Annotated in this window: 32 protein-coding genes and 1 tRNA gene; 13 read left to right on the forward strand and 20 right to left on the reverse strand. The window is 58.9% G+C overall.

Going from position 1 to position 24,411, the window contains the following annotated elements; translation table 11 throughout:
* Positions 1-88: 88 nt before the first annotated feature.
* The 7 genes from JAO82_RS00440 to JAO82_RS00470 all read right to left on the reverse strand — a co-directional run bounded on the left by JAO82_RS00440 (position 89) and on the right by JAO82_RS00470 (position 5,266).
* Positions 89-469 (reverse strand): HNH endonuclease signature motif containing protein, encoded by a 381-nt coding sequence (locus JAO82_RS00440; protein WP_198684366.1) that lies wholly within the window; start codon positions 467-469, stop codon positions 89-91.
* A 111-nt stretch (positions 470-580) separates the two neighbouring features.
* Positions 581-1,144 carry a hypothetical protein gene (locus JAO82_RS00445; protein ID WP_198684367.1) on the reverse strand — a complete coding sequence of 188 codons (564 nt, stop codon included), beginning with the start codon at positions 1,142-1,144 and terminating at the stop codon, positions 581-583.
* 444 nt (positions 1,145-1,588) lie between these two features.
* Complete coding sequence (locus JAO82_RS00450) at positions 1,589-3,424, reverse strand: phage/plasmid primase, P4 family (RefSeq protein ID WP_198684368.1); 1,836 nt, start codon at positions 3,422-3,424, stop codon at positions 1,589-1,591.
* A 205-nt stretch (positions 3,425-3,629) separates the two neighbouring features.
* Positions 3,630-4,052, reverse strand: a complete 423-nt coding sequence (locus JAO82_RS00455; protein WP_198684369.1) for a hypothetical protein — start codon at positions 4,050-4,052, stop codon at positions 3,630-3,632.
* Positions 4,045-4,353, reverse strand: coding sequence for a hypothetical protein (locus JAO82_RS00460; protein ID WP_198684370.1), 309 nt, complete (start codon positions 4,351-4,353; stop codon positions 4,045-4,047). Before JAO82_RS00460 ends, JAO82_RS00455 begins: the two co-directional genes overlap by 8 nt.
* Entirely contained in the window at positions 4,353-4,802 is a 450-nt protein-coding gene (locus JAO82_RS00465; RefSeq protein ID WP_198684371.1) for a hypothetical protein, read from the reverse strand. The genes JAO82_RS00460 and JAO82_RS00465 overlap by 1 nt, the downstream gene beginning before the upstream one ends.
* Positions 4,799-5,266 (reverse strand): DUF6378 domain-containing protein, encoded by a 468-nt coding sequence (locus JAO82_RS00470; protein WP_198684372.1) that lies wholly within the window; start codon positions 5,264-5,266, stop codon positions 4,799-4,801. The genes JAO82_RS00465 and JAO82_RS00470 overlap by 4 nt, the downstream gene beginning before the upstream one ends.
* A gap of 273 nt (positions 5,267-5,539) precedes the next feature.
* Here JAO82_RS00470 and JAO82_RS00475 point away from each other — a divergent pair, with 273 nt between their 5' ends.
* Entirely contained in the window at positions 5,540-5,848 is a 309-nt protein-coding gene (locus tag JAO82_RS00475; protein WP_198684373.1) for a hypothetical protein, read from the forward strand.
* 16 nt (positions 5,849-5,864) lie between these two features.
* Here JAO82_RS00475 and JAO82_RS00480 read toward each other — a convergent pair whose 3' ends face one another.
* Both JAO82_RS00480 and JAO82_RS00485 read right to left on the reverse strand, forming a co-directional pair.
* Positions 5,865-6,053 carry a hypothetical protein gene (locus JAO82_RS00480; protein ID WP_198684374.1) on the reverse strand — a complete coding sequence of 63 codons (189 nt, stop codon included), beginning with the start codon at positions 6,051-6,053 and terminating at the stop codon, positions 5,865-5,867.
* A 452-nt stretch (positions 6,054-6,505) separates the two neighbouring features.
* Positions 6,506-6,763: a hypothetical protein gene (locus JAO82_RS00485; protein WP_198684375.1), complete on the reverse strand. Its 258-nt coding sequence runs from the start codon at positions 6,761-6,763 to the stop codon at positions 6,506-6,508.
* A gap of 365 nt (positions 6,764-7,128) precedes the next feature.
* On the opposite strand from JAO82_RS00485, the gene JAO82_RS00490 reads away from it, so the two are divergent.
* From JAO82_RS00490 to JAO82_RS00500, 3 genes are all read left to right on the forward strand, one after another.
* Positions 7,129-7,782, forward strand: a complete 654-nt coding sequence (locus tag JAO82_RS00490) for a LexA family transcriptional regulator (RefSeq protein ID WP_198684376.1) — start codon at positions 7,129-7,131, stop codon at positions 7,780-7,782.
* Positions 7,766-8,392, forward strand: coding sequence for a type VI secretion system-associated protein TagO (locus JAO82_RS00495; RefSeq protein WP_198684377.1), 627 nt, complete (start codon positions 7,766-7,768; stop codon positions 8,390-8,392). The genes JAO82_RS00490 and JAO82_RS00495 overlap by 17 nt, the downstream gene beginning before the upstream one ends.
* A gap of 185 nt (positions 8,393-8,577) precedes the next feature.
* Complete coding sequence (locus tag JAO82_RS00500) at positions 8,578-9,141, forward strand: Panacea domain-containing protein (protein WP_198684378.1); 564 nt, start codon at positions 8,578-8,580, stop codon at positions 9,139-9,141.
* A 479-nt stretch (positions 9,142-9,620) separates the two neighbouring features.
* On the opposite strand, the gene JAO82_RS00505 is transcribed toward JAO82_RS00500, so the two are convergent.
* Positions 9,621-9,977: a DUF2513 domain-containing protein gene (locus JAO82_RS00505; RefSeq protein ID WP_198684379.1), complete on the reverse strand. Its 357-nt coding sequence runs from the start codon at positions 9,975-9,977 to the stop codon at positions 9,621-9,623.
* A gap of 333 nt (positions 9,978-10,310) precedes the next feature.
* On the opposite strand from JAO82_RS00505, the gene JAO82_RS00510 reads away from it, so the two are divergent.
* Positions 10,311-10,583: a hypothetical protein gene (locus JAO82_RS00510; RefSeq protein WP_198684380.1), complete on the forward strand. Its 273-nt coding sequence runs from the start codon at positions 10,311-10,313 to the stop codon at positions 10,581-10,583.
* Positions 10,584-10,588: 5 nt separating this feature from the next.
* Here the strand turns inward: JAO82_RS00510 and JAO82_RS00515 are convergent, their stop codons facing one another.
* Positions 10,589-11,137, reverse strand: a complete 549-nt coding sequence (locus JAO82_RS00515) for a hypothetical protein (protein ID WP_198684381.1) — start codon at positions 11,135-11,137, stop codon at positions 10,589-10,591.
* A 167-nt stretch (positions 11,138-11,304) separates the two neighbouring features.
* Between JAO82_RS00515 and JAO82_RS00520 the strand changes: the two genes are divergently transcribed.
* From JAO82_RS00520 to JAO82_RS14405, 5 genes are read left to right on the forward strand one after another with little or no spacing between them, the layout of a single operon-like run.
* Positions 11,305-11,493, forward strand: coding sequence for a hypothetical protein (locus JAO82_RS00520; RefSeq protein WP_198684382.1), 189 nt, complete (start codon positions 11,305-11,307; stop codon positions 11,491-11,493).
* Positions 11,494-11,505: 12 nt separating this feature from the next.
* Positions 11,506-11,826, forward strand: coding sequence for a hypothetical protein (locus JAO82_RS00525; RefSeq protein ID WP_198684383.1), 321 nt, complete (start codon positions 11,506-11,508; stop codon positions 11,824-11,826).
* A complete protein-coding gene (locus JAO82_RS00530; protein ID WP_198684384.1) occupies positions 11,826-12,065 on the forward strand; it encodes a hypothetical protein in 240 nt (79 codons plus the stop codon). Before JAO82_RS00525 ends, JAO82_RS00530 begins: the two co-directional genes overlap by 1 nt.
* Positions 12,066-12,067: 2 nt before the next feature.
* The gene (locus JAO82_RS00535; RefSeq protein ID WP_198684385.1) at positions 12,068-12,283 is read left to right on the forward strand and encodes a DNA-binding protein; all 216 of its coding nucleotides are present in this window, start codon (positions 12,068-12,070) and stop codon (positions 12,281-12,283) included.
* The gene (locus JAO82_RS14405) at positions 12,262-13,359 is read left to right on the forward strand and encodes a tyrosine-type recombinase/integrase (protein ID WP_198684386.1); all 1,098 of its coding nucleotides are present in this window, start codon (positions 12,262-12,264) and stop codon (positions 13,357-13,359) included. The genes JAO82_RS00535 and JAO82_RS14405 overlap by 22 nt, the downstream gene beginning before the upstream one ends.
* 13 nt (positions 13,360-13,372) lie before the next feature.
* Here the strand turns inward: JAO82_RS14405 and JAO82_RS00545 are convergent.
* The 9 genes from JAO82_RS00545 to iscR form a co-directional block, all read right to left on the reverse strand.
* A tRNA-Arg gene (locus JAO82_RS00545) sits at positions 13,373-13,449 on the reverse strand.
* 181 nt (positions 13,450-13,630) lie between these two features.
* A complete protein-coding gene (locus tag JAO82_RS00550) occupies positions 13,631-14,851 on the reverse strand; it encodes a cysteine desulfurase (RefSeq protein WP_198684387.1) in 1,221 nt (406 codons plus the stop codon).
* Positions 14,844-15,434 carry a YIP1 family protein gene (locus tag JAO82_RS00555; protein WP_198684388.1) on the reverse strand — a complete coding sequence of 197 codons (591 nt, stop codon included), beginning with the start codon at positions 15,432-15,434 and terminating at the stop codon, positions 14,844-14,846. The genes JAO82_RS00550 and JAO82_RS00555 overlap by 8 nt, the downstream gene beginning before the upstream one ends.
* Positions 15,431-15,916 (reverse strand): YIP1 family protein, encoded by a 486-nt coding sequence (locus JAO82_RS00560; RefSeq protein WP_198684389.1) that lies wholly within the window; start codon positions 15,914-15,916, stop codon positions 15,431-15,433. Before JAO82_RS00560 ends, JAO82_RS00555 begins: the two co-directional genes overlap by 4 nt.
* A complete protein-coding gene (locus tag JAO82_RS00565; RefSeq protein ID WP_198684390.1) occupies positions 15,916-17,196 on the reverse strand; it encodes a SufB/SufD family protein in 1,281 nt (426 codons plus the stop codon). Before JAO82_RS00565 ends, JAO82_RS00560 begins: the two co-directional genes overlap by 1 nt.
* A gap of 2 nt (positions 17,197-17,198) precedes the next feature.
* Positions 17,199-17,954 carry a Fe-S cluster assembly ATPase SufC gene (sufC, locus tag JAO82_RS00570; protein ID WP_198684391.1) on the reverse strand — a complete coding sequence of 252 codons (756 nt, stop codon included), beginning with the start codon at positions 17,952-17,954 and terminating at the stop codon, positions 17,199-17,201.
* A 153-nt stretch (positions 17,955-18,107) separates the two neighbouring features.
* Positions 18,108-19,631: a Fe-S cluster assembly protein SufB gene (gene sufB / locus JAO82_RS00575; RefSeq protein WP_198684392.1), complete on the reverse strand. Its 1,524-nt coding sequence runs from the start codon at positions 19,629-19,631 to the stop codon at positions 18,108-18,110.
* 25 nt (positions 19,632-19,656) lie between these two features.
* On the reverse strand, positions 19,657-20,700 hold the full coding sequence (locus JAO82_RS00580) for a cysteine desulfurase family protein (RefSeq protein ID WP_198684393.1): 1,044 nt from the start codon (positions 20,698-20,700) through the stop codon (positions 19,657-19,659).
* An 87-nt stretch (positions 20,701-20,787) separates the two neighbouring features.
* Positions 20,788-21,249, reverse strand: coding sequence for a Fe-S cluster assembly transcriptional regulator IscR (iscR, locus tag JAO82_RS00585; protein WP_198684394.1), 462 nt, complete (start codon positions 21,247-21,249; stop codon positions 20,788-20,790).
* 186 nt (positions 21,250-21,435) lie between these two features.
* Here iscR and JAO82_RS00590 point away from each other — a divergent pair, with 186 nt between their 5' ends.
* The 3 genes from JAO82_RS00590 (at position 21,436) to JAO82_RS00600 (ending at position 24,390) form a co-directional block, all read left to right on the forward strand.
* Positions 21,436-22,089, forward strand: a complete 654-nt coding sequence (locus JAO82_RS00590) for an alpha/beta hydrolase (protein ID WP_198684395.1) — start codon at positions 21,436-21,438, stop codon at positions 22,087-22,089.
* 174 nt (positions 22,090-22,263) lie between these two features.
* Positions 22,264-23,478, forward strand: coding sequence for an NADP-dependent isocitrate dehydrogenase (locus JAO82_RS00595; RefSeq protein ID WP_198684396.1), 1,215 nt, complete (start codon positions 22,264-22,266; stop codon positions 23,476-23,478).
* Between the two features lie 324 nt (positions 23,479-23,802).
* On the forward strand, positions 23,803-24,390 hold the full coding sequence (locus JAO82_RS00600; protein ID WP_198684397.1) for an outer membrane protein: 588 nt from the start codon (positions 23,803-23,805) through the stop codon (positions 24,388-24,390).
* Positions 24,391-24,411: the final 21 nt, after the last annotated feature.

Here is a 24,411-nt window from a genome sequence, read left to right on the forward strand (position 1 = left end):
GGTGAAAAATCTCCAATTCAACTCGCGCAAAGAGAAAGCTCCCCCCGCCGGTCCCGAGCAGGGGCTGTTAATTTCCGGGATACCCCCCCTATGCGCCGTGAAAAACTTCGCGCGCTGTTTTGCGGCTGTGGCAGCGCTGGCAAAGCGCCTGCCAGTTGCTCTTGTCCCAGAACAGCTTGCGATCTCCGCGATGGCGGATGATGTGATCGACCTGCGTTGCTGGCTCCACTGCGCCCAGCTCGCCGCAATCGGCGCAAAGCGGATGCCGCCGAAGGAACCGGCGACTGGCTGAGACCCAGCGCGGATCAGCATAGAGCCGCCGCGCCTGTGCAGCTGCGGGCGAGGTCTGTGCCTTCGCGCGACTGGCCGCCAGCTTCGCTTGCCGCTGCTCTTCATGCAGTTCGCAATGGGACAGGCCGGACAAGGCAACATCCTCGCAGCCCGCCGTGGCGCAGAGTTTACGTCTCACCGATTATTCCCTGATTGCCGAGAACAGTCCCGGAAACGAAAATGCGCCGCTCGGTTTCCCTGCGGCGCACGTTCAGACTGACTATCATGTGGCACAACTAATCAGCGCCTGTCAACACCCCATCGCATCAGCAAGCCTGTCGAGCGCCTCGTATAGGTGTTCACGGCCCGCACCGTGGTTCTGCGCGCGATAGCGGGGCAGATGCCCAACCGACCGTCCCTCACCTACCACCGCCCACAAGATGTCCTCATCGCCGCGCTGGATGCACCGTGTCACCCGCGTCAGCCGCGAGACGCGCTCGACCTGAATGTCGATCATCGCATCGGGCCGCGGCGTACTGTCCACCCGCTCGGCCGACCAGTCCATGCCCTTGCTTTTCTGCGTTGCCGCCCAGGCATCGCGCAGCCGCTCGCCCGCCGTGTACCCACGATCGCTGATCCAGCCCCGACTGTGATAGATCTCAAGCATGTCGACCCGGCGCACGCCCTTGACGCCGTTGGGGTTGATCACCTTGCCGGTCTTTACATCACGTGGCCCGCGATCCTCCGCCACCAGACCGATCCGGTTCGCCGGACCGCTCGCCCCATGGTCCCACCGGGGCTGTGCCAGGCTCACCTTGCCTCTGGGCTTGGCAAAGTCTCGTGTTCCACGCTTCAGTTTCACTGCCCTGCTCATGATCTCAACTCCTTCTTACGCTCATTTCCGCTTGTTTGGTGTGTCGCGCCGCGTCGGCCACTACATGTTGTGTCGTGCTGTTTCTCTTTGGGGAGGTAGGGAGGGTAGCCAATCGCTCGAACCGCTACCCTCCCGTAAATCCGCCCCTTCTATCTTATTGTTATCTCTATGGTTTATCCCCGCTCTGGGAAGGTAGGGAGGGTAGGGAGGATAATATGAACACTTTACTAGGAACGTTTTTTCTCTGCCTTTACTCCGATGCCGATAAGGACACCCCGTATTACGCGCGCGCGCACACGCGCGTGACGGGATTACCCTCCCTACCTTCCCTACCTTCCCGTAAAGCCACCTAAGCCGTTGATCTTTCATCACTTTACCCCGCGCCCTTTAAGCCTCCTACCTTCCCAAACCTGCCTCCCTACCCTCCCTACCTTCCCGTAATCGTCACCAAACGGGGTCAGGGGTATCTGGATCGTCGGGGCGATGGACGCCGATGGGGCGGCCCTGACTGTCGCGCGGCGCGTTGCGGAAACGCTTGTCGAACTCATCTGTCAGCCGGATGCCGCTATATTGCGACAGGCTCGACTTGGTTCTCTGGAACTGCAGGCCCGTCTGGGGATGGCGCCATTGACGGCTCTTGGCGGACACCTGTTTGGCAAAGGTCGTCGGCTTCCATGTGCTCAGGCCGCGCTCAAGCAAATGATAGTTGAACGCATCGCCCAGATCTTTCGACAGCACCGTGTCGCCATGTTCGCCCGTGATCGTGCAGCAGGTGGTCAGGAAGGTTCCGATCGGATCACTTTCCTCGCGGTAATCCTCGGTCGCCTCCAGCACGCTGTCCGGCGGCGCCAGACCCATTTCCAGATAGGACATCAGCCCCTCGACCAGCCAGTTCAGGATGCCGGTGCGCTCTTCCCAGAGCTTGGCCCCCAGCTGCTCGTCGCGCTCATCCTCGGGGATCTGCACGTCCCATGGCACCAGCATCACGCGCCGCCAGATGCCGCCATCGGCACCCCGGATTTCCGGCTTGTGGTTGCCGCTGATGGTCAGCTTGAATTGCGGATCGAGATCGATCTGCTCGCCATAGTTGGGCCGCACCGGGATCGGCTCGCCGCCGGTCATCAGTTTGATCAGACCTTCCTGCAGGCGCTCGCCCTGGTCAGGCTCAGAGGCACGCACGAACCGGGCCCCCAGCAGCGGGATCAGGTCAGGCGTGGCCTCGGCCCCGGCGCGCCGGTTGTTGCCGGTGAGGCTCTCGATGCGCAGGGAGGCGGCGTAATCCGACTGGATTCGCGCAATCAGGTCGACCAGCACCGACTTGCCGTTGGCCCCGTCCCCGAAATAGAAGGCCAGCTTGGCGATCTTGAGCCCCGACATCGAGGCCCCGTGCCAGCGCTGCAGAAAGTGGCGCATCTCGATGTCGGGCTGCACCCGCTCAAGAAACGCCTCAAACAGCGGCGCGGTCGCATCGGGATCATACTCAACTGGGATCATCTTCGACAGCAGCTGGTCGCGCTCGTGCGGGATCACCTCAAGCGAGGCGATCTTCCCCTTGCCATCCTTATCCGCATCAACCGAAAACCGAAGCAAACCGGTGCGGGTGTTCACGTCCAGCTCATTGGCATCGAGGCTTTCGAAATCCTCTGCCAGATCGGTCCGGCTCTCGTGCATCATATGCGTGATCGGGCCGTTGTTCCCGGCGTTCTTGGCATGGGTCAGGCGACGGCCAACCGCGCTCTTGTGCGATTTCAGCACCCCGTCGATGGCCTTCAGCCGTGTCACGATCTGGCTAAGCTCGGAATCGTGATCATCCTGCCGCTGCGCGGCGGCCATTCCCTCCAGCTCGACCTGACGCGCCTTGAGGCTGCGCTCTTCTTCCAACAGCTTGGCCTCGCGCTTGGTCGGTTCGATGAAATCCACTTCACGCTCGATCAGCGACCAAACCTTCTGCGCACGACTGCGAATTGCCAGTTCATCAGGATCTTTCAGCCAGCGCTGCCCGGTCCATGAGAACCAACCGACACGCGGCACGAACATGACATCCTCGCCGAAATGCGTGATGAAGCGCTGGCCATTGCCATAATCATTCAGCGGCTGCTGGGCGGCATGACGCAGGCGATCGGGATCAACGTCATCGGGCTGCGGGGGCTGCGGGGCATCTGGGCCCGGATCAGCCGGGGGGACAGGATCGGCCGGCACAGCATCGCGCGACCCGTCCGGAAACAAGGGCGTGACGCTCGACAGCGGATCGCGCTTCTTTGGGTTGCTCTCATCGGTCATGTTATCCTCATTTCGCGGGTTTGAAAGTCGTCAACGATGCGGCGCAGCACTTGCAGCTGCCTGGCCGAAGGCGCGAACGGTCCACGCCTCACCCGACCCAAGATCGAAATGCAAAAGCCCCTCTCCCAAGGCGTCACATTGCGATCACGCACCAAAATCGGCAGGTAACGCAGCAGCCGGTCGACCTCTTCTGGCGACACGACGGTCACGCTGCGCCTCTCTGGAAATTCCCCTCCGGATCAACGCGCGCCATGAATGCATGCCGATCGGCATTGCTCATCTGCTCCCACAGATCCACGAAGATGCGCTTGCGTGCGCTTTCGGCAAATGTGGCGCGCTCGATGCGCCGCAATCCGGCACCGACATAAGCCTCGATCTCTGCTGTGGTGGCGATATCGGCCCAAAATCCGGCATCAGACCGCAGCTTGCTCCAGATATCTACATCCGGCATGCCGGCCGACACGTATTCCAGCCAGCCCTGCATCAACTCGGCGACGCCCGGAATATCCTCTTCCGGGATCGACATCAGGATAAGCGCCAGCTGACCACAGGTCTTTTCCAGCCGCATTTCCCGGAGCATGTCCGCGCGCCAGGTCTCCAGCGCCTCGATACGCTGTTGCTCAGTCATGCTGCGCCTCCCCGGAGTTCAGGGCGTCCCAGTGAGTAGACGCCTGATGCTCATAAAACTTGCGCAGGGCGCGCTGCAGATAGACCAGTTCAGCCGCCCGCGCCCGATCGCCATCTGCCGAAACAAAGGCAACCGCGCAGTCGCGCACTGGCTTCAGATGCGACGAACACTTGTCGACCTCTTTCAGCGCGCCGGTCAGAACCTCGCGCCACAGATCCGCGTTCGGCCCGGACCATGCGCCCGTGACCAGGGCCACTGCTGTTGTGATCAGCGCCGCCTGCGCCTTTTGCGCGCGGTCCATCACAAAGTCCTCAGAACATGCCAGCGCGACAGCAGGCGCGAATAGGAAATCCCCAATTCCAGCGACAAATTATTCATCGCCTCATACCGACCCTGACAGCGCAGCAACTGCAGGTCGCGATCCAGCGTCCAGAAATCCGGAAACGGTATAGTGCCCCGCTCCCGCGCCACCATCAGACGGCGCTCGCCTGCGGGAACCTCTCTCTCCGACGCTACTATCGCGAGCGCGACCTTCGCTGCCGGCCGCTTCTTCTGCGCGCGCTTGCGGCGCACATAACCATCCCCGCGGGTTACCATGCGCGGATCGTAACCGTACCGCCGCGCCGCCTTGCTGATAGCTGGCCCGCTCACGCCGTAACGCTCGCCGATCTTCTCAACCGTAGCACCACTGCCCCACAGCTGCCGAAACTCGACATCGTCCGGAACCCTGATCCTCGCCCAAGGCCTCATGCCGCCACCCACGGATCACGGTCACGCGCAAAGTGCTGCTCCGCGAGGATGTGCGTCTTGCACTGTTTAACCTGACAGTCCTGAGCTTTGGTGCGACCGGAAACCGGGCCGTTATTCTCGCCGTAGGGTCCGCCCTCATCACAGCGCCGACCGGACGCCAACGCCGCCGTCAGCGCCTTGTCCGCATCATCCGCTGTGCGCCGCTGTGCCGCGATCTCGCCACCGCAGGCAAGATATCCGCAGCCATCTATCCAGTTGTCCATGTGAGCCGGATTGCTCTTGATCCGCGCGCACTTGAGAAGGACCATCATCACGGCCACATCATCCGCGCCCACTGGCACATCCAGATGCGCCGACCAATAGGCTGCAATTCGACCGAAATTGCGCTCTGCATCGCCATGTGTGGCTGCGCGATCGCGGCTCACATACTCATTGGCTGTCGCCAGTATCTCCGAACGTTTCATATCGTCACCCCCGCCACCGCACCGGGACGCAAACCGTCTGCGCCCCGGCTTCGGGAGGGAATTAGGGGGGCCATTCCGCGCGACGCGCCCCCCTCGGTCGCGACCCAGACAGGCAAGGAAAGCCCACGCGCGGATGTTCGGTTATGGCAATGGTTGTGACGCCGCGCGGCCAAAACGGGCCGGGACACCTGCCTTTGTGCCGTGCTATCAGCGGTCCGACAGGTCAAGTGGACCTCACCTACCCCCGCGGCGCAGAAGGAGGCGCGAACAGACATGGCAGGAAGAAAACGCTTCTCCGATTTGGAGATGACCCAATGGGAAGAGGCCGCAGAAACGAAGCGCCCAAGCCCGATCGAATACCCCAACGCGGATGAAATTCCCCGAACCACCGGCCTTGCGCTGCACGCCCTACCCGATGGTATCGCGGCACGCTTTCGCCAGGCGGACGGATCCGAGGTCACGCTCAACCTCAACCCGATCGTCGCCTTCTCGCTGGCGCGCACCATTACCGCAGGCGGCGTCGCGGCAGGCTGGCTGAACACAAACGGACAGCCCTGCAATCCGATCGACACGGACGAGTGATGCAGCGCGGCCATGATCAATGCTCCCCATGGCCGCGGATCATACGCACTGGCGTCAGCATCGGAATGATGTCACCAGTGGCGCCTGCACGCATAGATAACGCGATGCCCTCTGGCAGCATTGGCCCAGGCCCAGGCTTAGGCTCACTCACCCGGACCATGCGCGCTTCGATCAGCGGAATAAGATCAGGTGTTGGAAAATTCATGAAAACGCTCCCTTGAAAGAAAGGTGGACGGCGCGGACATCCCCATGCGCACGCCGTCCCAGTTTCCCGGCCAGGCAAACCCCCGATGAGGACGGAGAAAGCAGGTTGTCGAACCGGGTATTCATGTTGCCAACTGGGGCTTTTCCCCAACAGCAGGCTCACTGCAGCGCACCAGACGCGCACCGAGCAGCCGAGTTAGGCCGTCTCCTCCTGGAGCTGGCAGCCCAAGCCGAGAAAGAGACTGGGCATAACTCTCACTGACCTCGGGTTTACTGTGCCGCACAAAACGGACACCATCGATCTTGATCCACTCTGGGCCCAAACAAGCAATCACTGCACTCCTCCGATCATGTGGAAATATTTTTCCGCTTTTGATTTCAGCCGAAAATACTTGGACAAGGCCCGCTCGGAGCGGGCCTCGAACCAACGGGCTTTGATGTAAGTAAAGACCTTCACGGACGCCCTCCGAAGCTGGACAGGCCGAACTCAACACCGGCGATCAGTGCGACCGCAGTGACGTATCTCAACGAGGCGTCATTGTTGCAGCGCAGCCAGTTCTGAACCTGCCGCGGTGACACATCGAGCACCCGCGCGGCCTTGTGTGAGATTTCATGTTCCGATGAGGACGGGAACGCCCGCCAGAGCAGCGCCGCGAACCAGCGGCGGCTGGCGGTTTCGTGATCAACCGAATTACTCGCAAGATTTTTCAATGGGGTTACTCCATGCTTGTGGAGTGAGGAGGAAATTGGATTGTTGTTTTTACGAATGGTTGCGGGGGTCATTGGCTGGCCCCCGTTTTTTCCCTGTGACTTTGCGCCCTCTCAAGGGCGATTCTTTCAAGCGTCAGCTCAAGACCGCGCCGTTGAGCCGCCTCAACTAATGCGACGTCATAGTGGGCCGGAATGCTTTGCCGATGACGCCAGGCCGCAACCGTTGGGTAAGGGCACCCGATGTCCTTAGCGAGCGCGGCCATAGACGGCCAAAGGGTGAGGATATGCTTCATGCATAACTATATGCGTTATGTATTTTTTCCTGTCAATGCCTATTGCATAGACAAACCAGCTAAGAGCAATGCATGAATGCAATATACGATCGACTTAAAGAAGCTCGCGAAAAAGCAGGCTATGAAACTGCCGCCGATGCAGCCGGCGCCTTTGGCTGGCCATACCCAACCTATGCCGCCCATGAGAATGGCTCGCGGGGCTTTCGTGCTGAAACAGCACAGCGCTATGCAAAGGCCTTCCGCGTCACCGCTCACTGGCTTTTATACGGCGACGAAAATATTGACCGCGTGGAAGACGGCGAGCCAGCGCCCAGCAATGCAGCCCTGGTACCAGTCTATGACGTCGCCGCCAGCGCCGGCAATGGAACGGTGGTCGAGTACGAAGCCGAAATCTACAGCCTCGCGTTCCCACCCGACTACCTGAAAAAGCTGACCAGCAGCAGCCCTACGAACCTCGCGATCATCAGCGTCAAGGGCGACAGCATGGACCCGACGCTGGTGGATGATGATGTGGTTCTACTTGACACCTCGAAGACAAACCTCAGCTTTGACGGCCTTTTTGTAATCCGCTTTGATGATGCGCTACACGTGAAGCGAGTCGGCAGATCCGCCAAGCCCGGACACGTGACTATCATCTCGGATAACACCGCTTTTCGCGACATTGAGGCCAGCAAAGGCGACCTAAATGTTGTTGGGAAAGTACTTTGGTATGGGCGAAAAGTTTAGACTATTGAGGATTAATTTGATGCGTGGACTTATGGCAACCACAATTTTGATGATCTCTATGGAAGCGGCAGCCGCGCAAGAGGAGTGCGCTAAGATTGCGGACCCAGATGATCGACTCAACTGTTTCGATCACTCATATAAGGTCACTGAGATAGTAGAAACCGCTAGCGACTGGGATGTTCGAATCGACAAGTCAAAGCTAGACGACAGCACTACTGTCGTAATGGCAGTCGATAGCGACAACTCAATAACTCAACAGCTTGGCGGGTCATCCGCGGGCAATCTGATCATTCGCTGCCAAGAGAATACGACCTCCATATACCTTACTTGGGGCGGACACTTTATGGCCGACATTCAAGGCAAGGGTCGAGTAGACTACCGCATAGATGACAGGAAGGCTGCGAGGTCAAGCATGAGAGCATCGACTGACAATAAGGCTCTAGGCCTCTGGAACGGAGCATCTTCTATTCCCTTCATAAAGGCGATGTTCGGCGGGGTCAGCCTTTATGTCCGCGCCACTCCATTCAGCGAATCACCTGTCGAGATGACATTTAACATTTCCGGACTAGAGGAGGAGATCGCGCCACTTCGCGAGGCTTGCAACTGGTAAATATGAGCCTCCGGCGCTCTCGCGCCCGGCCTCATTGACCCGTGGATCTGGAGAGAAAGGCGCGGCGCGGGCGGGGTAGACGTTTGATACCTGTAGACTTAAGAAGGGCTCGTCCCTATATGTAGAGGGCAACCGAACGTCTCTTAATTTGTTAATTGGCGCAAGACGCGCCTGATGGTGGAGACATGACTTACAACGCCCGAAAAGCTGCACAGACAATCGCGTTCTTCGTTATGAAGAACGGTGCGCTACCGCTTGCCGTTATCAAAGCGGTAAAGCTCGTATACCTTGCGGATCGTGAAAGCATCAGCCGCTTCGGCTTCCCCATTCAGGACGAAGACCGGGTCTCAATGAAACACGGGCCTGTGAACTCCGACACCTACTCGATGATAAACGGCGAGTGTGACCCAGCTAATACTGGCTGGTCATTGTATCTACGCGATCGCGAAGACAATAAGATTTCCCTTGCCCGACCCGACTTGACCGAGGATGACCTCGATGAACTTAGCGAGGCCGATATTGAAGCCTTAAATGCGACCTGGGATCGCTTCGGGCATATGGGAAAATGGCAGCTGCGCGACTGGACACACGTCCAAGCCAACATTCCTGAGTGGGAGAACCCTGGTAGTTCCTCATGGGTTATCCCGCTAGAGCGGATTATGGGACACCTCAACATACCCAACGTGGAAGAACAGGTTGCCACTGTGCGCGATTTCGACCACATTGACCGTATTTTTCAGACGCTCTGATTCCGAATGTCTTTTCGGCGTGCAGGGACTATTCTCATCCCATCTGGCCCCTCTCACGACAGCGCGCGCCCGCATCTTCATGTGATATGCAATGACACAGACGCTAACGGCCTCAATCTAATCGTGTCCATTACCACGTGGACCAACGACCTCTGCGATCCTACCTGCCGGATTGAGGCGCATGAACATCCCTGGTTGCGCCACCAATCTTACATCCTTTACCGCAAAGCATCTGTGCGAGAAGCCGTAAAGCTTAACGCAGGCATTCACCAAGGCATCTTTAAAATCCGTAAGGAGATGAATGCACAGACCTTTCTGCGAGTTAGGAATGGAGTCTGCACATCGCCGCACACCCCACGAAAAATCAAGAGATACTTCGGCTGCTCCTAACCCCAAACCCTCAACCCCCGCTCCGGCGGGGTTTTTCTTCGTCGCCGGTGGCTGGAAACAACCACCGGCAGCGATCAGCATCGTGCCACCTATCCAAGTGGAACACCCATTTCGGCGAGCTTAGCGCGCAAATAGCCGACGCCAATATCTTTCATGATTCCGAGACTTACTCCCGCCATACTCGCGGATGCTACTTTGGTTTTTTGCCAAATTTTGTCGTCCCGGATCGCCGCGCAGAAATCATGACCGGCGTTTGTCATCCTGAAAATTCCACCATAACGTCCACTCTCCTCCAGAAACCCAGCGTCAGCTAGGCACTTTAGGTGATAGTATCGCCTACATTCCTCATGGGTCATACTAAGATGCTTAGCCGCTAATAAAAGCGGCTCGTCGCTGTCCTCAAAATCCGGCATCAACGTTCGGATCAAATCGTCATCCCGGCGCATAATTTTATCCCCCGCACATATCCGGACAGGATGCCGAGCTGTGCTCGATTCTGCTAGCGCCATACCACCTCCCCCATCAGTCCCCGCGCCGGTTTTTCCATTCCAGCATATCAGGTGATTCTTTGGCGATCTACATCCCGCATACCCTCTATGCATCGAGCATTGACTCCGGGCTATGCGCTATGCATAATCGATCTATATCGAGCACAAGGGAAGCCGCAATGGTCTGCACTAACCGAATCGCCTTCATCATCGACGTAGTCGGCGGCGCCGCGATCTTCCTTACCCTCTATGCCGGCCCGCTGGCCGCCCACGCTTTCGGAGGCTGACAATATGAGCTCCCACCAAAACACCGAAACCGCCCGCTTTGTCGCCACCCACCCCGAGCACTACATCGATCGCCCGCACCTTTATTCGGCGGCATGGCGCATCCTCAAGGAAGCCCGAGGCCAAGGCGTCGATCCCCGCCATATCGGCGCGTCGCGGCACTGTGTCGTCACGGCTGATCCGGTCCTTGAACGCATCCGCCCCCGGATCCACGCCCGCGCCGTCGAGCTCGGCATCACCGGCCCCGCGCCGCTGATCTTCGGAGGGACGCTGGCATGATCGGATCACGCCCGATTGAAGTCATCTCCGAACAGGGATTGTCCCGCCTGATTGTGCGCTCGCTTGTTGATGCGATTGCTGACTGGCGGCTCGTCAGAATAGATCGTAGTCATTCTTGCCTTGACGTCAGCCATGTCGGCTCCGCGCTCAAGCTCAGCAAGCAGACCATAGTAACGGCGGCGCAGGTCCGCGTGGAGCACGGCGGATTCGCCGAAGCCCCAGACAAGCGATGCAGCGCCTATAACAGCAATCAGCGCGCCCGCAGCCTGACCAACTATCGGATAGCTGGCCCCAAATCCGGCGATTGCGCCAGACCCCAGAACAATCATGAGAAAGGTCAGGCCGCGATGGATGCGCCCAAGCCAGTGCTGACTGATGTCGTGATAAAGCGCGCATCGCAGCAAGTCGAAGCGCACAAGCTCTATTTCGGTGGCTTTTTCGGCGGTTTCACCCCCGGCGGAAATCGATCCGGCTGGGGTACCGGTGGCATCGGCCTTTGCGGTGGCGTGACGATCGGGATCGGTTTCGTCGGTTTCGTCGGCTTCTTGGCCCATCTCGTATCTCCCATTTTGAATCGTGTCTCCTTCAGGGCTTGCAACAAGGGGATGCGGCTGGGTGCGTCGTGTAAGGGCGTACCCAGCACAAACGCTACAGCCCGCGATCGCATACAACAAGATTTCGCTGCATCTCCTGCGGCAGACGCACATCGGAGGGCTTTGGCATGAATGATGTCCACCACGACTGGCGCGACCAGTGGATCATCGACGAAGTGGCGCGCGCCGCCGAAAACGACAGAAGGATCGCCAGCATCCAGCGCGCCCGCCGCATTGCCTGGATCGGCCCCGCGCTGATCATCCTCGCGGCCCCGATCGGCCTGCTGCTCTGCATCCTGTTTTACACCCTGATCTGAATGGAGGCAGACATGACGCCCAAGGAACTCCGCGCTCTGTCGCGCCCGAAAATCCGGAAGCTTGCCCGTCACGGCAAGCTCATGGACACCACCTTCAAGGTGTTTCAGCGGGCGGTCTATCCCGGCGCGGCGCCCGACCAGGTGAACGCCCTGCGTATTGCCTTCTTTGCCGGCGCGCAGGAAATCAACGCGCTCCTTCTTGCCAGCCTCGATGAGGAGGAAGATCCAACAAACGGCGATCTCGACTTTATGTCACACTGGCGAGCCGAAATTGAACGTTTCCAAGAGCGGGCCATCGCGGTCATGAAGGCTACGCGTGGAAGGGCGAACTGATGCAGCCCCTCCGAATTTCCAACGCAACCCGCGTCCTCGCTGAGACCCAGAATGAATATTATGCGCTGGCCATCCGCGACGAAGAAATCGGCGGCGTGAACACCATGACCAGCGTGTGGGAGCCAGCGCCCCGCGAGATGGCGGACCTTGCCAATGGCGGGGCGGTTCGGTTGACCATCATCGGCACCGGGCATCCGCCCGTGATGCTGACAACGCAGCCCGCGCCAGAGGGCGAATAGACATGGCCCCGCTGCGTGTCACGCCTAGATTGCTGTCCGCACCGCTGGCGGCTGAGTATCTTGCGGTGTCCGTCAGCACATTACGACTGCTGCCAATCCCCCGGCGCGCGCTGGGGTCACGGCGCCTCTATGACGCCCGCGACCTTGACGCCTATGCCGACTCGCTGCCTTATGATGAGCCTAAGGGTGAAAATACGTGCGACGATCTGTTCGGCTGAAATACTTAATGGCGAATGGCCGCTTCAAGAGCGGGCGCACCCGGTACTATTATCGCCGCGCCGGTCGCCGCATTCCCCTGCCCGACTTCCCTGCCGATCACCCTGAATTCTTGGCACAATATGCCGCTGCTGCAAAACAATTTGACGAACGACCGCAACCTGGCCCCAATCATCAGACCGGAACCATCGGAGCCGGAATCAGGGCATTTCTGGCGTCCGACCACTACCTGAGCCGAGCCGCATCAACCCGCGCTGTCTGGCGGCGCATGCTGGAGCACTTGGAAGCAGACTATGGGAAGGCGATGATGGCCGACCTGCTGCCCCGCCACATCCGCAAGGACCTTGCGAAGCTGCCACCGCATCCGGCAAACAATCGCCTCAAGGTCTGGCGCGCTCTTGGCAAATGGTGGGTAAACTCGGGGCTGCTGGACATGGACCCTGCCCGCGATGTGACCGCCCGAGAAACTCCAAAGACGGAAGGGCACGCACCGTGGGATCGCGCAGAGATAGAGGCATTCCGTGCGCGATGGGGATACGATACCCCGCACCGACTTGCGTTTGAGCTGATCTTTTGGACCGGTGCGCGGCGCAGTGATGTCGTGAGGCTTGGCCCCGGCATGGTCGATGCGCAGGGCTGGCTGGTCTATGTGCAGCAGAAAACAGGCGGGCGCGTCGAGGTGCCATTCACTGCGCCCGCCCCTGAATGGGCAGAGCCAGACCAGCACCTGGCCAACGCCATCGCGGCGCAAAGGGACCGGCACATGACTTGGGTCGTCACCCGAACCGGCAAGGCTCGATCATCAAAAGCCTTCGGGGCATGGTTTGCCACTGCGGCACGGGCTGCGGGAATCGCTGGAAAGACCGCCCACGGCCTGCGCAAGTCGCGCGGAATCGTCATGCGCGAGAACGGCGCAACGCTTGATCAGCGGATGGCTTGGCTAGGGCACGATTCCGCATCAGAAGCGCACCATTATGGCCGCGCGGCAGACGTGCGCCGGATCATTTCAGGAACGGAAAGTGCCCACTCGTCTGACATAAGTGCCCAATTGCCAGCAAATATCGTTATAAAGCAATAGGTTAAAAAATATATGGTGCACCCATCAGGATTCGAACCTGAGGCCTTCGCCTTCGGAGGGCGACGCTCTATCCAGCTGAGCTATGGGTGCCCTTGGTTCCCGCAACGGAGTTCGGGCAGGGTCGTAATGTCTCACTTCTCTCATTCCTTGCGACCGTCGGCAGCTCCGAACCTGACATCTGCAAGAAATGTCGCGGTCCTGACGGGCTAAGGTCACGAGGACGGGGTATAACGGGACAGTGCCCCGCCCGCAATCGCAAATTCACCCACAGTCAACCAAGCAGTTCATGAGCCAGTTCCAAAGCCTCAACCAATACATCAACCTCGGCCTTGGTGTTGTACAGGCCAAACGAAGCGCGGCAGGTAGCAGAAATCCCTAGAAAATCCATTAACGGACCGGCACAGTGATGGCCCGCCCGCACGGCCACCCCCTTCTTGTCAAGAATCGTCGAGATATCGTGGGCATGTGCGGCGCCCTCCAGGGTAAAGGAAAAAATCGCGGCCTTATTCGGCGCCGTGCCCTGTAAGGTTAGCCAGTTCAACCCGCCAAGGCGCTCGAGCGCGTAATCGCGCAACACCCCTTCATGCGCCGCGATCTGCTCCATCCCAAGGTCCATCATATATTCCAGCGCCGCGCCCATTCCGATGGCCTGAACGATGCCCGGTGTGCCGGCTTCGAACTTCATCGGCGGATCATTATAGATCACGCGGTCCTTGCTGACTTCGCGGATCATGTCTCCGCCACCGATGAATGGGCGCATCTCGGCCATGCGCTCGGGACGGATATGGATCGCGCCCGACCCCGATGGTCCATAAAGCTTGTGGCCGGTGATCGCGTAAAAATCACATCCGATATCGGAAACGTCGACAGGCATATGCACCGCCGCCTGACTGCCATCGACCAGAACCGGCACGCCCTTGTCATGGGCACCTCGCGTAATCGCCTTTACATCAACAACGGTCCCCAACACATTGGAGCAATGGCTGACCGCGACCAGTTTCGTACGCGGTCCGATGGCATCTATCACCGCCTGCGGGTCCAGTGCTCCCGTGGCATCCACATCGACCCATTTCAATACAACTCCTTGGCGTTCACGCAGGAAATGCCAGGGCACAATATTGGCGTGATGTTCCATTACCGAGAGGACGATCTCGTCGCCCGCCTGCAGCCGCGGCATGGCCCAGCCATAGGCGACCATGTTGATACCTTGGGTTGCGCCGGAATTCAGCACGATTTCATGTTCCGAGGACGCGTTCAGAAAACGCGCCACGATGCCGCGTACGGCTTCGTATTTTTCGGTCATGATATTGGAAAGATAGTGCAAACCCCGGTGAACATTGGAATATTCTTCGGCGTAACCACGCGTGATTGCGTCGATGACCACTTGCGGCTTTTGTGCCGAAGCTCCGTTGTCGAGATAGGTCAGCGGTTTGCTGTTGACCTTGCGCGACAGGATCGGGAAATCGGCACGAATCTTGTCAATGTCATACATGGGCATATGCCTCCAGGAACGAGCCTCCGACAAAGCTCAGGATGAACGTCAGAACCAGCAGGATCGCCAGCGCCGAGATCAGCAGAACCCCAGCCGAACGCATCAGCGAGCCAAAATTGTGGGCCTGATTAATGAAGTGCAGCATAATGAAGATACCGTAGAATACAGCCGCCAGCACCACCATCGCCGAAAGCACGGGCGCCAGCAACGCAAGGAACAACGCGACAGCCTGAATCGCCACACGCAGAAGCTGGATCCAGCCCACCAGAACCATGATATCTTCAAGCGTGCCGGTCCCGCCCAGCAGTCGACCAAATACGTGCAGCGACACCACGCTCAGCGACAACCCAGCAGCGACGACGACGAAATACAGGATTGGCGCCGGTAACAGCACACTAAGCTCCGGGGGCGGCGGCAATGCAATGTTGGACACCGCAAACAACAGGGCATTCAACACAGCCACCAGCAACAGCGCAGTCCATAGCACATCGCGCGTCAGGCCAAGGCCGATCAGCGTTCGGGCTGCTCCCGCTGGGTCGGTGATGGTGGCAACGGTCAGTGGGCGCCAGTCGGTACCGGTCATGTCGGAGCCCTTTCGGCAACTGTTAGGGTGGAAATCCAGAACCACACAAACACCGCCAGCCAGACAAAGCCAACCCCCGAAACCGCCGGTCCGGGCCCGATGAACCCGGCCACCAGCCCGTGCAGCAGCAATAACGGGGTTGAAGCCAGAAGCGACCAGAACAGCGCCAGACGCGCCCCGAACCAATCGCCCCTCCCGCCCAGTATCCGCGCCAGCAAATGCGAAACTCCCGCCAGCGCATACATCAGCAAGGGAGCAATGAAGATCCAGGCCAGCAAGGTGCCCCCCATCAGCATATTCAAATCCTCACCCGTCAGATGGGCCTCTCGCGCAAGGCGCGGCATCTGCGCAATAAATACGATGACGCAGGCACCCATGAGAAAGGCCAGCGCGCGATCTTCGCGCTGGCCCATCGTCATGAGGCGCCGCATGACCCGCCCCGGCGCGGCATAGGTTGCCGCGATGTCATTGGTCACTGGCATCAGCGTCGGCGTGAGAGCCAGTTTTCCAGCCGGGAAACGATGTCTTCGGCGATCGCTTGATCTTCGATCTCGTCCACCGCTTCGGCCAAAAATGCCAGCGTCAGCAGATCCGCCGCGCGATCTTCCGGCACACCGCGAGAGCGCAGATAGAACAGCGCGGTTTCGTCGATTTCCCCGCTGGTGCACCCGTGCGAGCACGCCACGTCATCGGCATATATTTCCAGCTCGGGCTTTGCCAGAAACTGGCTGTCACCGTCCAACATCAGCGCTTGGCTAAGCTGATAACCATCGGTCTTCTGTGCGCCCTCTTTCACCAGGATCTTGCCCTGGAAGACGCCCACCGCGCCGTTGCGCAGCACCTTTTTGAACACCTGACGGCTTTCGCAGTTCAGCGCATCATGGGTGATAAAGATGGTATCGTCATGTAAAAAATCACCGTCGCCTACACAGGCTCCCGCGATATGAACGATCGCATCATCACCGGTCAGTTCCACCACCGCTTCATTGCGGGTTAGGTGTCCGTTCACCGTCATGGTGAATGATTTGAAGCTGGACTCAGCACCCAAGCGCGCAAAGATATGTGTCACGGCGCTGCGCTCATGGTCGCGCCCTTGCGAACGGATATGATGCAGCTTGCCACCATCGGCGATGTCGATTTCCATGCACTTGCTGAAACGCGCGCCAGCGGGTCCATTTTCTAGAATCGTAGCCTCGGCCCCAGATTCCACCCGGATTACATGGTGCAGCATCGGATCAGAATCTTCTGCCACGTGGTGATAGACCACGCTGATCGGCTTGCTTGGTTTTCCAGTGACGCGAATTACGACGCCATCCGGCGCGAAGGCCGTATTCAGCGCCGCCAGTGGACGTGCCACCGGGGTCTGAGCGCGCTCTTCCAGTGTGCCGTACAGATCTCTCGCCCAATGGATGTCTTGATCGGCGATCTCGGCCAGACGTTCAATACTGACGCCCTCTAATTTCAGATCGTCCGAGGCTTGCGCGTCAAATACGCCATCCACGAAAACGATCTTCAGCCGATCAAAGCTGTCAAACAACTCGCCTTCGTCGGTCTCCAGAGCCTTCGCGTGCGGCGCATCCGGCCCTACCAAAACGTCCGGGCGGGTGAATTTCCAGTATTCGTCGCGTCGATCCGGCAAGCCGGAACTCTGCACCCTTGCCAGTGCCGCACGGCGCGCAGGTTCGCTCCAGCCCCCTTCTGGCAGACTGAGCGCGGCAAGCCGGGTCTCGGTTGCGGTTTCCTTAATCTTGGGAAGGGCCATTTTTACGCCACCTCAGCCAGAATATCGGCATAGCCATTGTGTTCGACTTCAAGCGCCAGTTCGGGGCCGCCCGTTTTCACGATTCGTCCGTCGGCCATGATGTGCACGACATCCGGTTTGATATGGTCTAGCAGTCTTTGGTAATGGGTAATAACCATGAACGCACGCCCTTCGTCACGCAGCGCATTGACGCCGGTTGCAACCAGCTTCATCGCGTCGACATCCAGCCCCGAATCGGTTTCATCCAACATGCACATACGCGGCTCTAGCATCGCCATCTGCAAGATTTCATTGCGCTTTTTCTCGCCGCCAGAAAAACCCACATTCACCGGACGTTTCAGCATCTCGGCATCGATTTCCAGATCTTTGGCTTTGGCGCGCACCTCTTTCAGGAACTCCGCAGCGCTCAGCTCCTCCTGCCCGCGAGCCTTGCGCTGCGCGTTTACCGCTGTGCGCAGGAAGGTCATATTGCCGACGCCGGGAATTTCCACGGGGTACTGAAACGCCTGAAACAGACCGGCTGCGGCGCGCTCCTCTGGCTCCAGTTCCAAAAGGTCGGTGCCGTCCAGCGTGGCAGTACCCTGCTTGACCTCATAGCCCGGACGACCAGACAGCACATAGGCCAGTGTCGATTTCCCCGAGCCATTCGGCCCCATAATCGCGTGGACCTTACCGGCCTCGATTTTCAGGTCCACACCTTTCAGGATTGCCTTGTCTTCTTCGGCAAGTTCGACGTGCAGGTCTTTGATTTCCAGCATAATATCCTCGTCATCTGTCTCATATTCCCAGCGTCATGCGCCGGCTGTTTCAGGTATTGCCTACAACGCCGCGCAGGCGGCGCTGTAATGATCGGCCCGAGGCGGGACAGGCATTGCGAAACTGTCCGGCGCCCCTTCTTTGCCCGCTCCGGGTCAGCCGACGCTGCCTTCCAGCGAAATCGCGACCAATTGCTGCGCCTCCATGGCGAACTCCATCGGCAACGCTTGTAGAACGTCCTTGCAGAAGCCATTGACCACCAGTGCAACGGCCTCTTCCTCGTCCATCCCGCGCGAGCGGCAATAGAACAACTGGTTCTCGTCCACTTTGGACGTGGTCGCTTCATGCTCGACCCGGGCGGAGTTGTTCTTAGCCTCGATATAGGGGATCGCATGCGCCCCGCATTTGCTGCCGATCAGCAGGCTGTCACACTGCGTGAAATTGCGCGCGTTTTTAGCCTTCGGGTGCATCGACACCAGTCCGCGATAGGTGTTTTGCGCCTGGCCGGCGCTGATCCCCTTGCTGACGATACGCGATTTGGTGTTTTTGCCCAGATGGATCATCTTGGTGCCGGTATCAGCCTGCTGCCAGTTGTTGGTGATGGCAATCGAATAGAACTCGCCCTGGCTGTCATCACCACGCAGAATGCAGCTGGGATATTTCCACGTCACCGCTGCGCCGGTTTCCACCTGCGTCCACATCACCTTGGAGCGGTCGCCCCGGCAATCGGCACGTTTGGTCACGAAGTTATAGATCCCGCCCTTGCCGTCCTCGTCGCCGGGATACCAGTTCTGGACGGTGGAGTATTTCACCTCGGCGTCTTCCTCGACGATGATCTCAACCACAGCGGCGTGCAATTGCGCTTCGTCCCGCTTCGGGGCGGTGCACCCTTCGAGATAGCTGACATAGGATCCCTTGTCGGCGATGATCAAGGTGCGCTCGAACTGGCCGGTGTTCTCGGCGTTGATGCGGAAATAGGTGCTCAACTCCATCGGGCAACGCACCCCCGGCGGCACATAAACAAATGAACCATCCGAGAACACGGCCGAATTCAGCGTCGCATAATAGTTGTCCGAGACCGGGACCACGGTGCCGAGATATTTCTTTACCAGGTCGGGATAGTCGCGAATTGCGTCGCTGATCGAGCAGAAAATGACCCCTGCCTTCTTCAGGTCATCTTGAAATGTTGTGCCAAGCGAAACACTATCGAACACCGCGTCCACCGCGACTTTGCGGCCTTCGGCAGGCGCGCCCTCGGCCCCTTCGACACCAGCAAGAATTGCTTGCTCACGCAGCGGAATGCCCAGCTTTTCATAGGTTGCCAGCAGCTTAGGATCGACCTCATCCAGCGATTTCGGTTTGACCATCATCGATTTCGGACGCGCGTAATAATACTGATCCTGAAAGTCGATTTTTGGGTAGTCGACCATTGCCCAGTCCGGCTCGACCATCTTTAACCAGCGGTCATAGGCTCCCAACCGCCACTCGGTCATCCATTCCGGTTCTTCGTTTTTTTCGCTGATCAAACGAACGATATCATGGGTTAACCCTTTAGGAGCGTATTCCATCTCGATATCGGTCGACCAGCCGTGCTTATAGGTGCTGCCGACCTCGCGTACGGCATCAACCGTGTCCTGATCGACACCTTCCTTAACTTGGCTGTGGTCTAATGCGGTCATTTGATCGCTCCTCTTTGCTTTCACGTCACGCCGCACGGGCGCGATGTTTCTTTTCGCTGGCCAGCCACCTATCGGCAAAGCGCAGCACATCTTGCTCACTCGTCTCCAGCCCCAGCGACACACGAATCGCGCTGGCCGCTGAAAGCTCGTCAAATCCCATTGCACGCAACACTCGGCTGGCACTGACCTTTCCGCTGGAACACGCCGATCCAGCGCTGATCCCGAAACCGGCCAGATCCATCTGCATGACCTGCGTCTCGCCTTTCCAGCCCGGTGTGACAAGGCAAAGCGTATTGGGAAGACGGCGCGACTCTTTCCCGATAGAAATAGTCACACTTGCGCCAGTCACAAGAACCTGCTCCAATTTATCCCGCAAAAGGGACACTCTGTCCCACTTGCCATCTGCCAGATCGCGCGCTGCTGCAGCGGCGGCCGCGCCAAATCCGGCAATTCCGATCAGATTCTCGGTGCCGGCCCGGCGCCCCATCTCCTGACCGCCACCACGTAACTGCGCCGCCAAGTCGGTGCCGCGCCGCACGACCAACGCGCCCACACCTTTCGGGCCGCCCAGTTTATGTGCCGAAATCAACGCCATCTGCGCACCCGACCAGTTGAACGCAAAGGGCAGCTTCCCAAAGCCCTGCGTCGCATCGCAGACCGCCAGCCCCTCTGGCAGGTCCTGCACAATCCCGGTTTCCGAATTCGCCAGTTGCAGCACCGACTTCGCCGGATCCGTCACCTGCACGGCCCCGTCTGCTCCAACCGTCAATCCAGTCTCGACCCAGGCGGCGACGGCGTCATGCTCGATACCCGCGCCCAGCAGGCCGCGCCCAGCGCAAGCAAGGGCCGCCGCCTCGGTTGCCCCCGAGGTAAACACAACATCGGCCCCTTCAGCGCCAAAGGCTTCGGCCACCTGCGCGCGCGCGCGCTCGATCAAGGATTTTGCCGCGCGCCCTTCGGCATGAACCGACGACGGATTGCCGATCAAATCCATGGCCGCACACATCGCCGCGCGCGCCTCTGGCCGCAATGGCATCGTGGCATTGTGATCCAAATAGCTCCGCTCCATCACACCCGCTTCTTTCTGGCTTCAAATACCCCGGGGGGAAGCGCCAAAGGCGTTGGGGGGCGGCGCCCCCCTGCAGGGCCGGAAAGTTTACGCATCGTCAACCACCGCGAACAGATTGGGCACCGCTGGACATGGTGCCAATTCATTCTGCACGACATCCGACAATCGGGTCTGATGCAAGAACACATAGACATGAGCGCTCAATCCTTCCCACAGGCGGTTGGTCAGTGATTGAGCCCGACTGCCGGACAACCCGCCCGACACGCCGGCCCCCTTGTGCATGGCGTCCACCGTCTCATCCACGGCGGTCAAGACATCAACCACGCGAATATCGGCAGATGGCCGCGCTAGGCGGTACCCGCCGCCCGGCCCGCGCACCGACGCCACAAGCTCGGCACGCCGCAATCTCACAAAAAGCTGTTCAAGATAGGCCAGCGAGATATCCTGGCGCTGCGCAATTTCGCCCAAGGTAACCAACTCTCCCTCGGGCTGCATCGCGATATCGGCCAACGCGACCATGGCGTAACGCCCCTTGGTGGACAGTTTCATTCCAAAAACCCTCGGCTTTCCAGACCTATGCACGCCCAAAACATTGACGTTTTGAGCCTTAATGCGTATGTGCCAACAACGCTGCGGCGCAATTATCGCTCGCGCCAATTTAGAAGAATTCTAAGGTGTCCTAGCGAAGTAGTCAACATTGCTCCCGGCACCCCTTAACAGACAGGAACCGCCCCTATGCCCGAGGTCATCTTTCCCGGACCCGAAGGCCGCATCCAAGGCCGCTATCACCCCCAGAAAGAACGCGACGCACCGATTGCCATTGTTCTGCATCCACATCCGCAATTCGGCGGCACGATGAACAACAAGGTTGTTTATAATCTTCACTACGCATTTTACAACATGGGCTTCACCGTCCTGCGCTTCAATTTTCGCGGCGTTGGGCGGTCTCAAGGAGAATACGATCAGGGTGTTGGCGAACTGTCCGATGCCGCATCGGCTCTGGACTACCTCCAGTCGATGAACAACAATTCCAAACACTGTTGGGTCGCCGGGTTTTCCTTTGGTGCCTGGATCGGCATGCAGCTCTTGATGCGCCGCCCCGAGATCACCGGCTTCATCAGCGTTTCGCCACCGGCGAACATGTATGACTTTTCGTTTTTGGCCCCCTGCCCGTCGTCGGGCCTGATTATTAACGGGACCGCAGACCGGGTAGCACCCCCTGCCGATACCCGCACTCTGGTGGAAAAGCTGCACGAACAAAAGGGCATCACGGTCACCCATGAGGAAATGGAAGGTGCCGACCACTTCTTTCAGGAGCCGCATATGGATCCGATGATCGAAACCGTCAGCGACTACGTTAAGCGCCGACTGACCGAAACCACCCGCTAAACTGTCTTGGCCGCCCGCTCACGCGGGCCCGGCCTGCAGATATGCTCCCGCGCTGCGCGACGGATGGCCCCGGCGCCACAGTGCCGGTATGCCACCGCATACAGTCTTCCCCACCTCGCCGGAACACGCTAGAGAGCGCGCAAACCGACTCACATGAGAAGAAAGGGACCACCCATGTCCAAGATCAAGGTTGAGAACCCGGTCGTTGAACTTGACGGCGACGAAATGACCCGGATTATCTGGGATTTCATCAAACAGAAACTGATCCTGCCCTATCTCGATATCGATCTGAAATATTACGATCTCGGCATCGAATCGCGCGATGAAACCGATGACCAGATCACCGTCGATGCGGCCCATGCGATTCAGAAATACGGCGTCGGCGTCAAATGCGCCACCATCACCCCGGATGAAGCACGGGTCGAGGAATTCGGCCTCAAGCGCATGTACCGCAGCCCCAACGGCACCATCCGCAACATTCTGGGCGGCGTCATCTTCCGCGAGCCGATCATCTGCAAGAACGTGCCCCGCTTGGTACCCGGCTGGACCCAGCCCATCGTTGTCGGACGTCATGCTTACGGCGATCAATACAGAGCCACCGATTTCCGTTTTCCCGGCAAGGGCAAGCTGACGATCAAATTCGTCGGCGAGGATGGCGAAACCATTGAGCACGAGATTTTTGACGCACCCTCGTCCGGTGTTGCCATGGCGATGTACAATCTTGACGATTCGATTCGCGATTTTGCCCGCGCCTCAATGAACTACGGTCTGGCGCGCGGCTGGCCGGTCTACCTGTCCACCAAAAACACCATCCTCAAGGCCTATGACGGGCGCTTCAAGGATCTGTTTCAGGAAGTGTTCGACGCCGAGTTTGCCGAGAAATTCAAAAAGGCCGGAATCACCTATGAGCACCGCCTGATCGACGACATGGTTGCGGCGGCAATGAAATGGTCGGGCGGCTATGTCTGGGCCTGCAAGAACTATGACGGCGACGTGCAGTCTGACACCGTGGCGCAAGGCTTCGGCAGCCTTGGCCTGATGACCAGCCAATTGATGACCCCCGATGGCAAGATCGTCGAGGCCGAAGCCGCCCATGGCACCGTCACCCGCCACTATCGCCAGCACCAGAAGGGCGAGGAGACCTCGACCAACTCGATCGCGTCGATCTTTGCCTGGACCGGTGGCCTGAAGCACCGCGCCAAGCTCGACGAGAACGAGGCTCTGATGAACTTTGCCACCACGCTGGAAAAGACTGTGGTCGAAACTGTCGAATCGGGCTTCATGACCAAGGACCTGGCCCTGCTGGTCGGACCGGATCAGAAATGGCTGACCACCATGGGTTTCCTTGAAAAGATTGACGAGAATCTGAACAAGGCGCTGGCGGGCTGATTCGAACCACGCTGGCGGTTGTCAACAACCGTCAACCAAAAAATAAACGCGGCAATCAAGATTGCCGCGTTTTGTCTGAGCGCATCACCGGGCACCTCAAAGACCGTTCGGCGCACAGTGCGGGTTTTCCCCAGAAAATCGCCGAAAACCCCAATAATATATGGTCGGCTGATTGCCGCCGATGTGCTTAAATCGCCACGTCGACCGGGTTTTGCGGCTGGGTACGTTGTCTTCATTCGGGCGGCGTTTTATGTTTCTGTCGTGTTCGAAACTAAGTTTAGGCGCACAGCAGTGAACCAAGCGCCCGTTAAAAAGGAGAACGAAATGAAATTCATCCGTTTCGCAGCAATTCCCGCGCTGCTGGCAGCCCCAGCATTCGCCGGCAACCTGCAAGAGCCCGTTGTCGAGCCGATCATCGCCGCCCCTGTTCAGGTGCAGCCGATCTCCGACTGGACCGGCTTTTACGTCGGTGGTCAGGTAGGCTATGGCGACGCATCCGGCGGCGACATCGATGTCGACGGCATGCTTGGCGGTGTGCACGCTGGCTACATGTATGATCTGGGCCAGTGGGTCGTCGGTGCCGAACTGGATTACGACTGGGCTGATCTGACCGGCGAACCCGCCGATACCAAACTTGACGAAGTTTATCGTCTGAAGGCGCTAGCTGGCTATGATCTGGGCAACGGCCTGATTTACGGCACCGTAGGCGGATTCAACGCCAATGTTGATCTGGCTGGCACCGACTATGACGATAGCGGCTGGCTGGCTGGTGTTGGCTATAAGCACAAGTTCACCGAAAACTGGATCGGCGGCGTGGAAGTTCTGTACCACGACACCGGTGACTTCGATGGTGAGGCAGGCGGCGATGTGGACGCGACCACAATCACCGCGCGGGTCTCCTACAAGTTCTGATCTGTTCCAGATCGAAACGAA

The organism is Pontibaca salina, from assembly GCF_016307205.1.
Lineage (GTDB): Bacteria > Pseudomonadota > Alphaproteobacteria > Rhodobacterales > Rhodobacteraceae > Pontibaca > Pontibaca salina.

Excerpts from the sequence above, each read along its gene's own strand:
- JAO82_RS00445 (WP_198684367.1), bottom strand. The coding sequence starts at position 1,144 with ATGAGCAGGGCAGTGAAACTGAAGCGTGGAACACGAGACTTTGCCAAG.
- JAO82_RS00450 (WP_198684368.1), bottom strand. The coding sequence starts at position 3,424 with ATGACCGATGAGAGCAACCCAAAGAAGCGCGATCCGCTGTCGAGCGTC.
- JAO82_RS00455 (WP_198684369.1), bottom strand. The coding sequence starts at position 4,052 with ATGACTGAGCAACAGCGTATCGAGGCGCTGGAGACCTGGCGCGCGGAC.
- JAO82_RS00460 (WP_198684370.1), bottom strand. The coding sequence starts at position 4,353 with ATGGACCGCGCGCAAAAGGCGCAGGCGGCGCTGATCACAACAGCAGTG.
- JAO82_RS00465 (WP_198684371.1), bottom strand. The coding sequence starts at position 4,802 with ATGAGGCCTTGGGCGAGGATCAGGGTTCCGGACGATGTCGAGTTTCGG.
- JAO82_RS00470 (WP_198684372.1), bottom strand. The coding sequence starts at position 5,266 with ATGAAACGTTCGGAGATACTGGCGACAGCCAATGAGTATGTGAGCCGC.
- JAO82_RS00475 (WP_198684373.1), top strand. The coding sequence starts at position 5,540 with ATGGCAGGAAGAAAACGCTTCTCCGATTTGGAGATGACCCAATGGGAA.
- JAO82_RS00480 (WP_198684374.1), bottom strand. The coding sequence starts at position 6,053 with ATGAATTTTCCAACACCTGATCTTATTCCGCTGATCGAAGCGCGCATG.
- JAO82_RS00490 (WP_198684376.1), top strand. The coding sequence starts at position 7,129 with ATGAATGCAATATACGATCGACTTAAAGAAGCTCGCGAAAAAGCAGGC.
- JAO82_RS00495 (WP_198684377.1), top strand. The coding sequence starts at position 7,766 with ATGGGCGAAAAGTTTAGACTATTGAGGATTAATTTGATGCGTGGACTT.
- JAO82_RS00500 (WP_198684378.1), top strand. The coding sequence starts at position 8,578 with ATGACTTACAACGCCCGAAAAGCTGCACAGACAATCGCGTTCTTCGTT.
- JAO82_RS00505 (WP_198684379.1), bottom strand. The coding sequence starts at position 9,977 with ATGCGCCGGGATGACGATTTGATCCGAACGTTGATGCCGGATTTTGAG.
- JAO82_RS00510 (WP_198684380.1), top strand. The coding sequence starts at position 10,311 with ATGAGCTCCCACCAAAACACCGAAACCGCCCGCTTTGTCGCCACCCAC.
- JAO82_RS00515 (WP_198684381.1), bottom strand. The coding sequence starts at position 11,137 with ATGGGCCAAGAAGCCGACGAAACCGACGAAACCGATCCCGATCGTCAC.
- JAO82_RS00520 (WP_198684382.1), top strand. The coding sequence starts at position 11,305 with ATGAATGATGTCCACCACGACTGGCGCGACCAGTGGATCATCGACGAA.
- JAO82_RS00525 (WP_198684383.1), top strand. The coding sequence starts at position 11,506 with ATGACGCCCAAGGAACTCCGCGCTCTGTCGCGCCCGAAAATCCGGAAG.
- JAO82_RS00530 (WP_198684384.1), top strand. The coding sequence starts at position 11,826 with ATGCAGCCCCTCCGAATTTCCAACGCAACCCGCGTCCTCGCTGAGACC.
- JAO82_RS00535 (WP_198684385.1), top strand. The coding sequence starts at position 12,068 with ATGGCCCCGCTGCGTGTCACGCCTAGATTGCTGTCCGCACCGCTGGCG.
- JAO82_RS00550 (WP_198684387.1), bottom strand. The coding sequence starts at position 14,851 with ATGTATGACATTGACAAGATTCGTGCCGATTTCCCGATCCTGTCGCGC.
- JAO82_RS00555 (WP_198684388.1), bottom strand. The coding sequence starts at position 15,434 with ATGACCGGTACCGACTGGCGCCCACTGACCGTTGCCACCATCACCGAC.
- JAO82_RS00560 (WP_198684389.1), bottom strand. The coding sequence starts at position 15,916 with ATGCCAGTGACCAATGACATCGCGGCAACCTATGCCGCGCCGGGGCGG.
- JAO82_RS00565 (WP_198684390.1), bottom strand. The coding sequence starts at position 17,196 with ATGGCCCTTCCCAAGATTAAGGAAACCGCAACCGAGACCCGGCTTGCC.
- sufC (WP_198684391.1), bottom strand. The coding sequence starts at position 17,954 with ATGCTGGAAATCAAAGACCTGCACGTCGAACTTGCCGAAGAAGACAAG.
- sufB (WP_198684392.1), bottom strand. The coding sequence starts at position 19,631 with ATGACCGCATTAGACCACAGCCAAGTTAAGGAAGGTGTCGATCAGGAC.
- JAO82_RS00580 (WP_198684393.1), bottom strand. The coding sequence starts at position 20,700 with ATGGAGCGGAGCTATTTGGATCACAATGCCACGATGCCATTGCGGCCA.
- iscR (WP_198684394.1), bottom strand. The coding sequence starts at position 21,249 with ATGAAACTGTCCACCAAGGGGCGTTACGCCATGGTCGCGTTGGCCGAT.
- JAO82_RS00590 (WP_198684395.1), top strand. The coding sequence starts at position 21,436 with ATGCCCGAGGTCATCTTTCCCGGACCCGAAGGCCGCATCCAAGGCCGC.
- JAO82_RS00595 (WP_198684396.1), top strand. The coding sequence starts at position 22,264 with ATGTCCAAGATCAAGGTTGAGAACCCGGTCGTTGAACTTGACGGCGAC.
- JAO82_RS00600 (WP_198684397.1), top strand. The coding sequence starts at position 23,803 with ATGAAATTCATCCGTTTCGCAGCAATTCCCGCGCTGCTGGCAGCCCCA.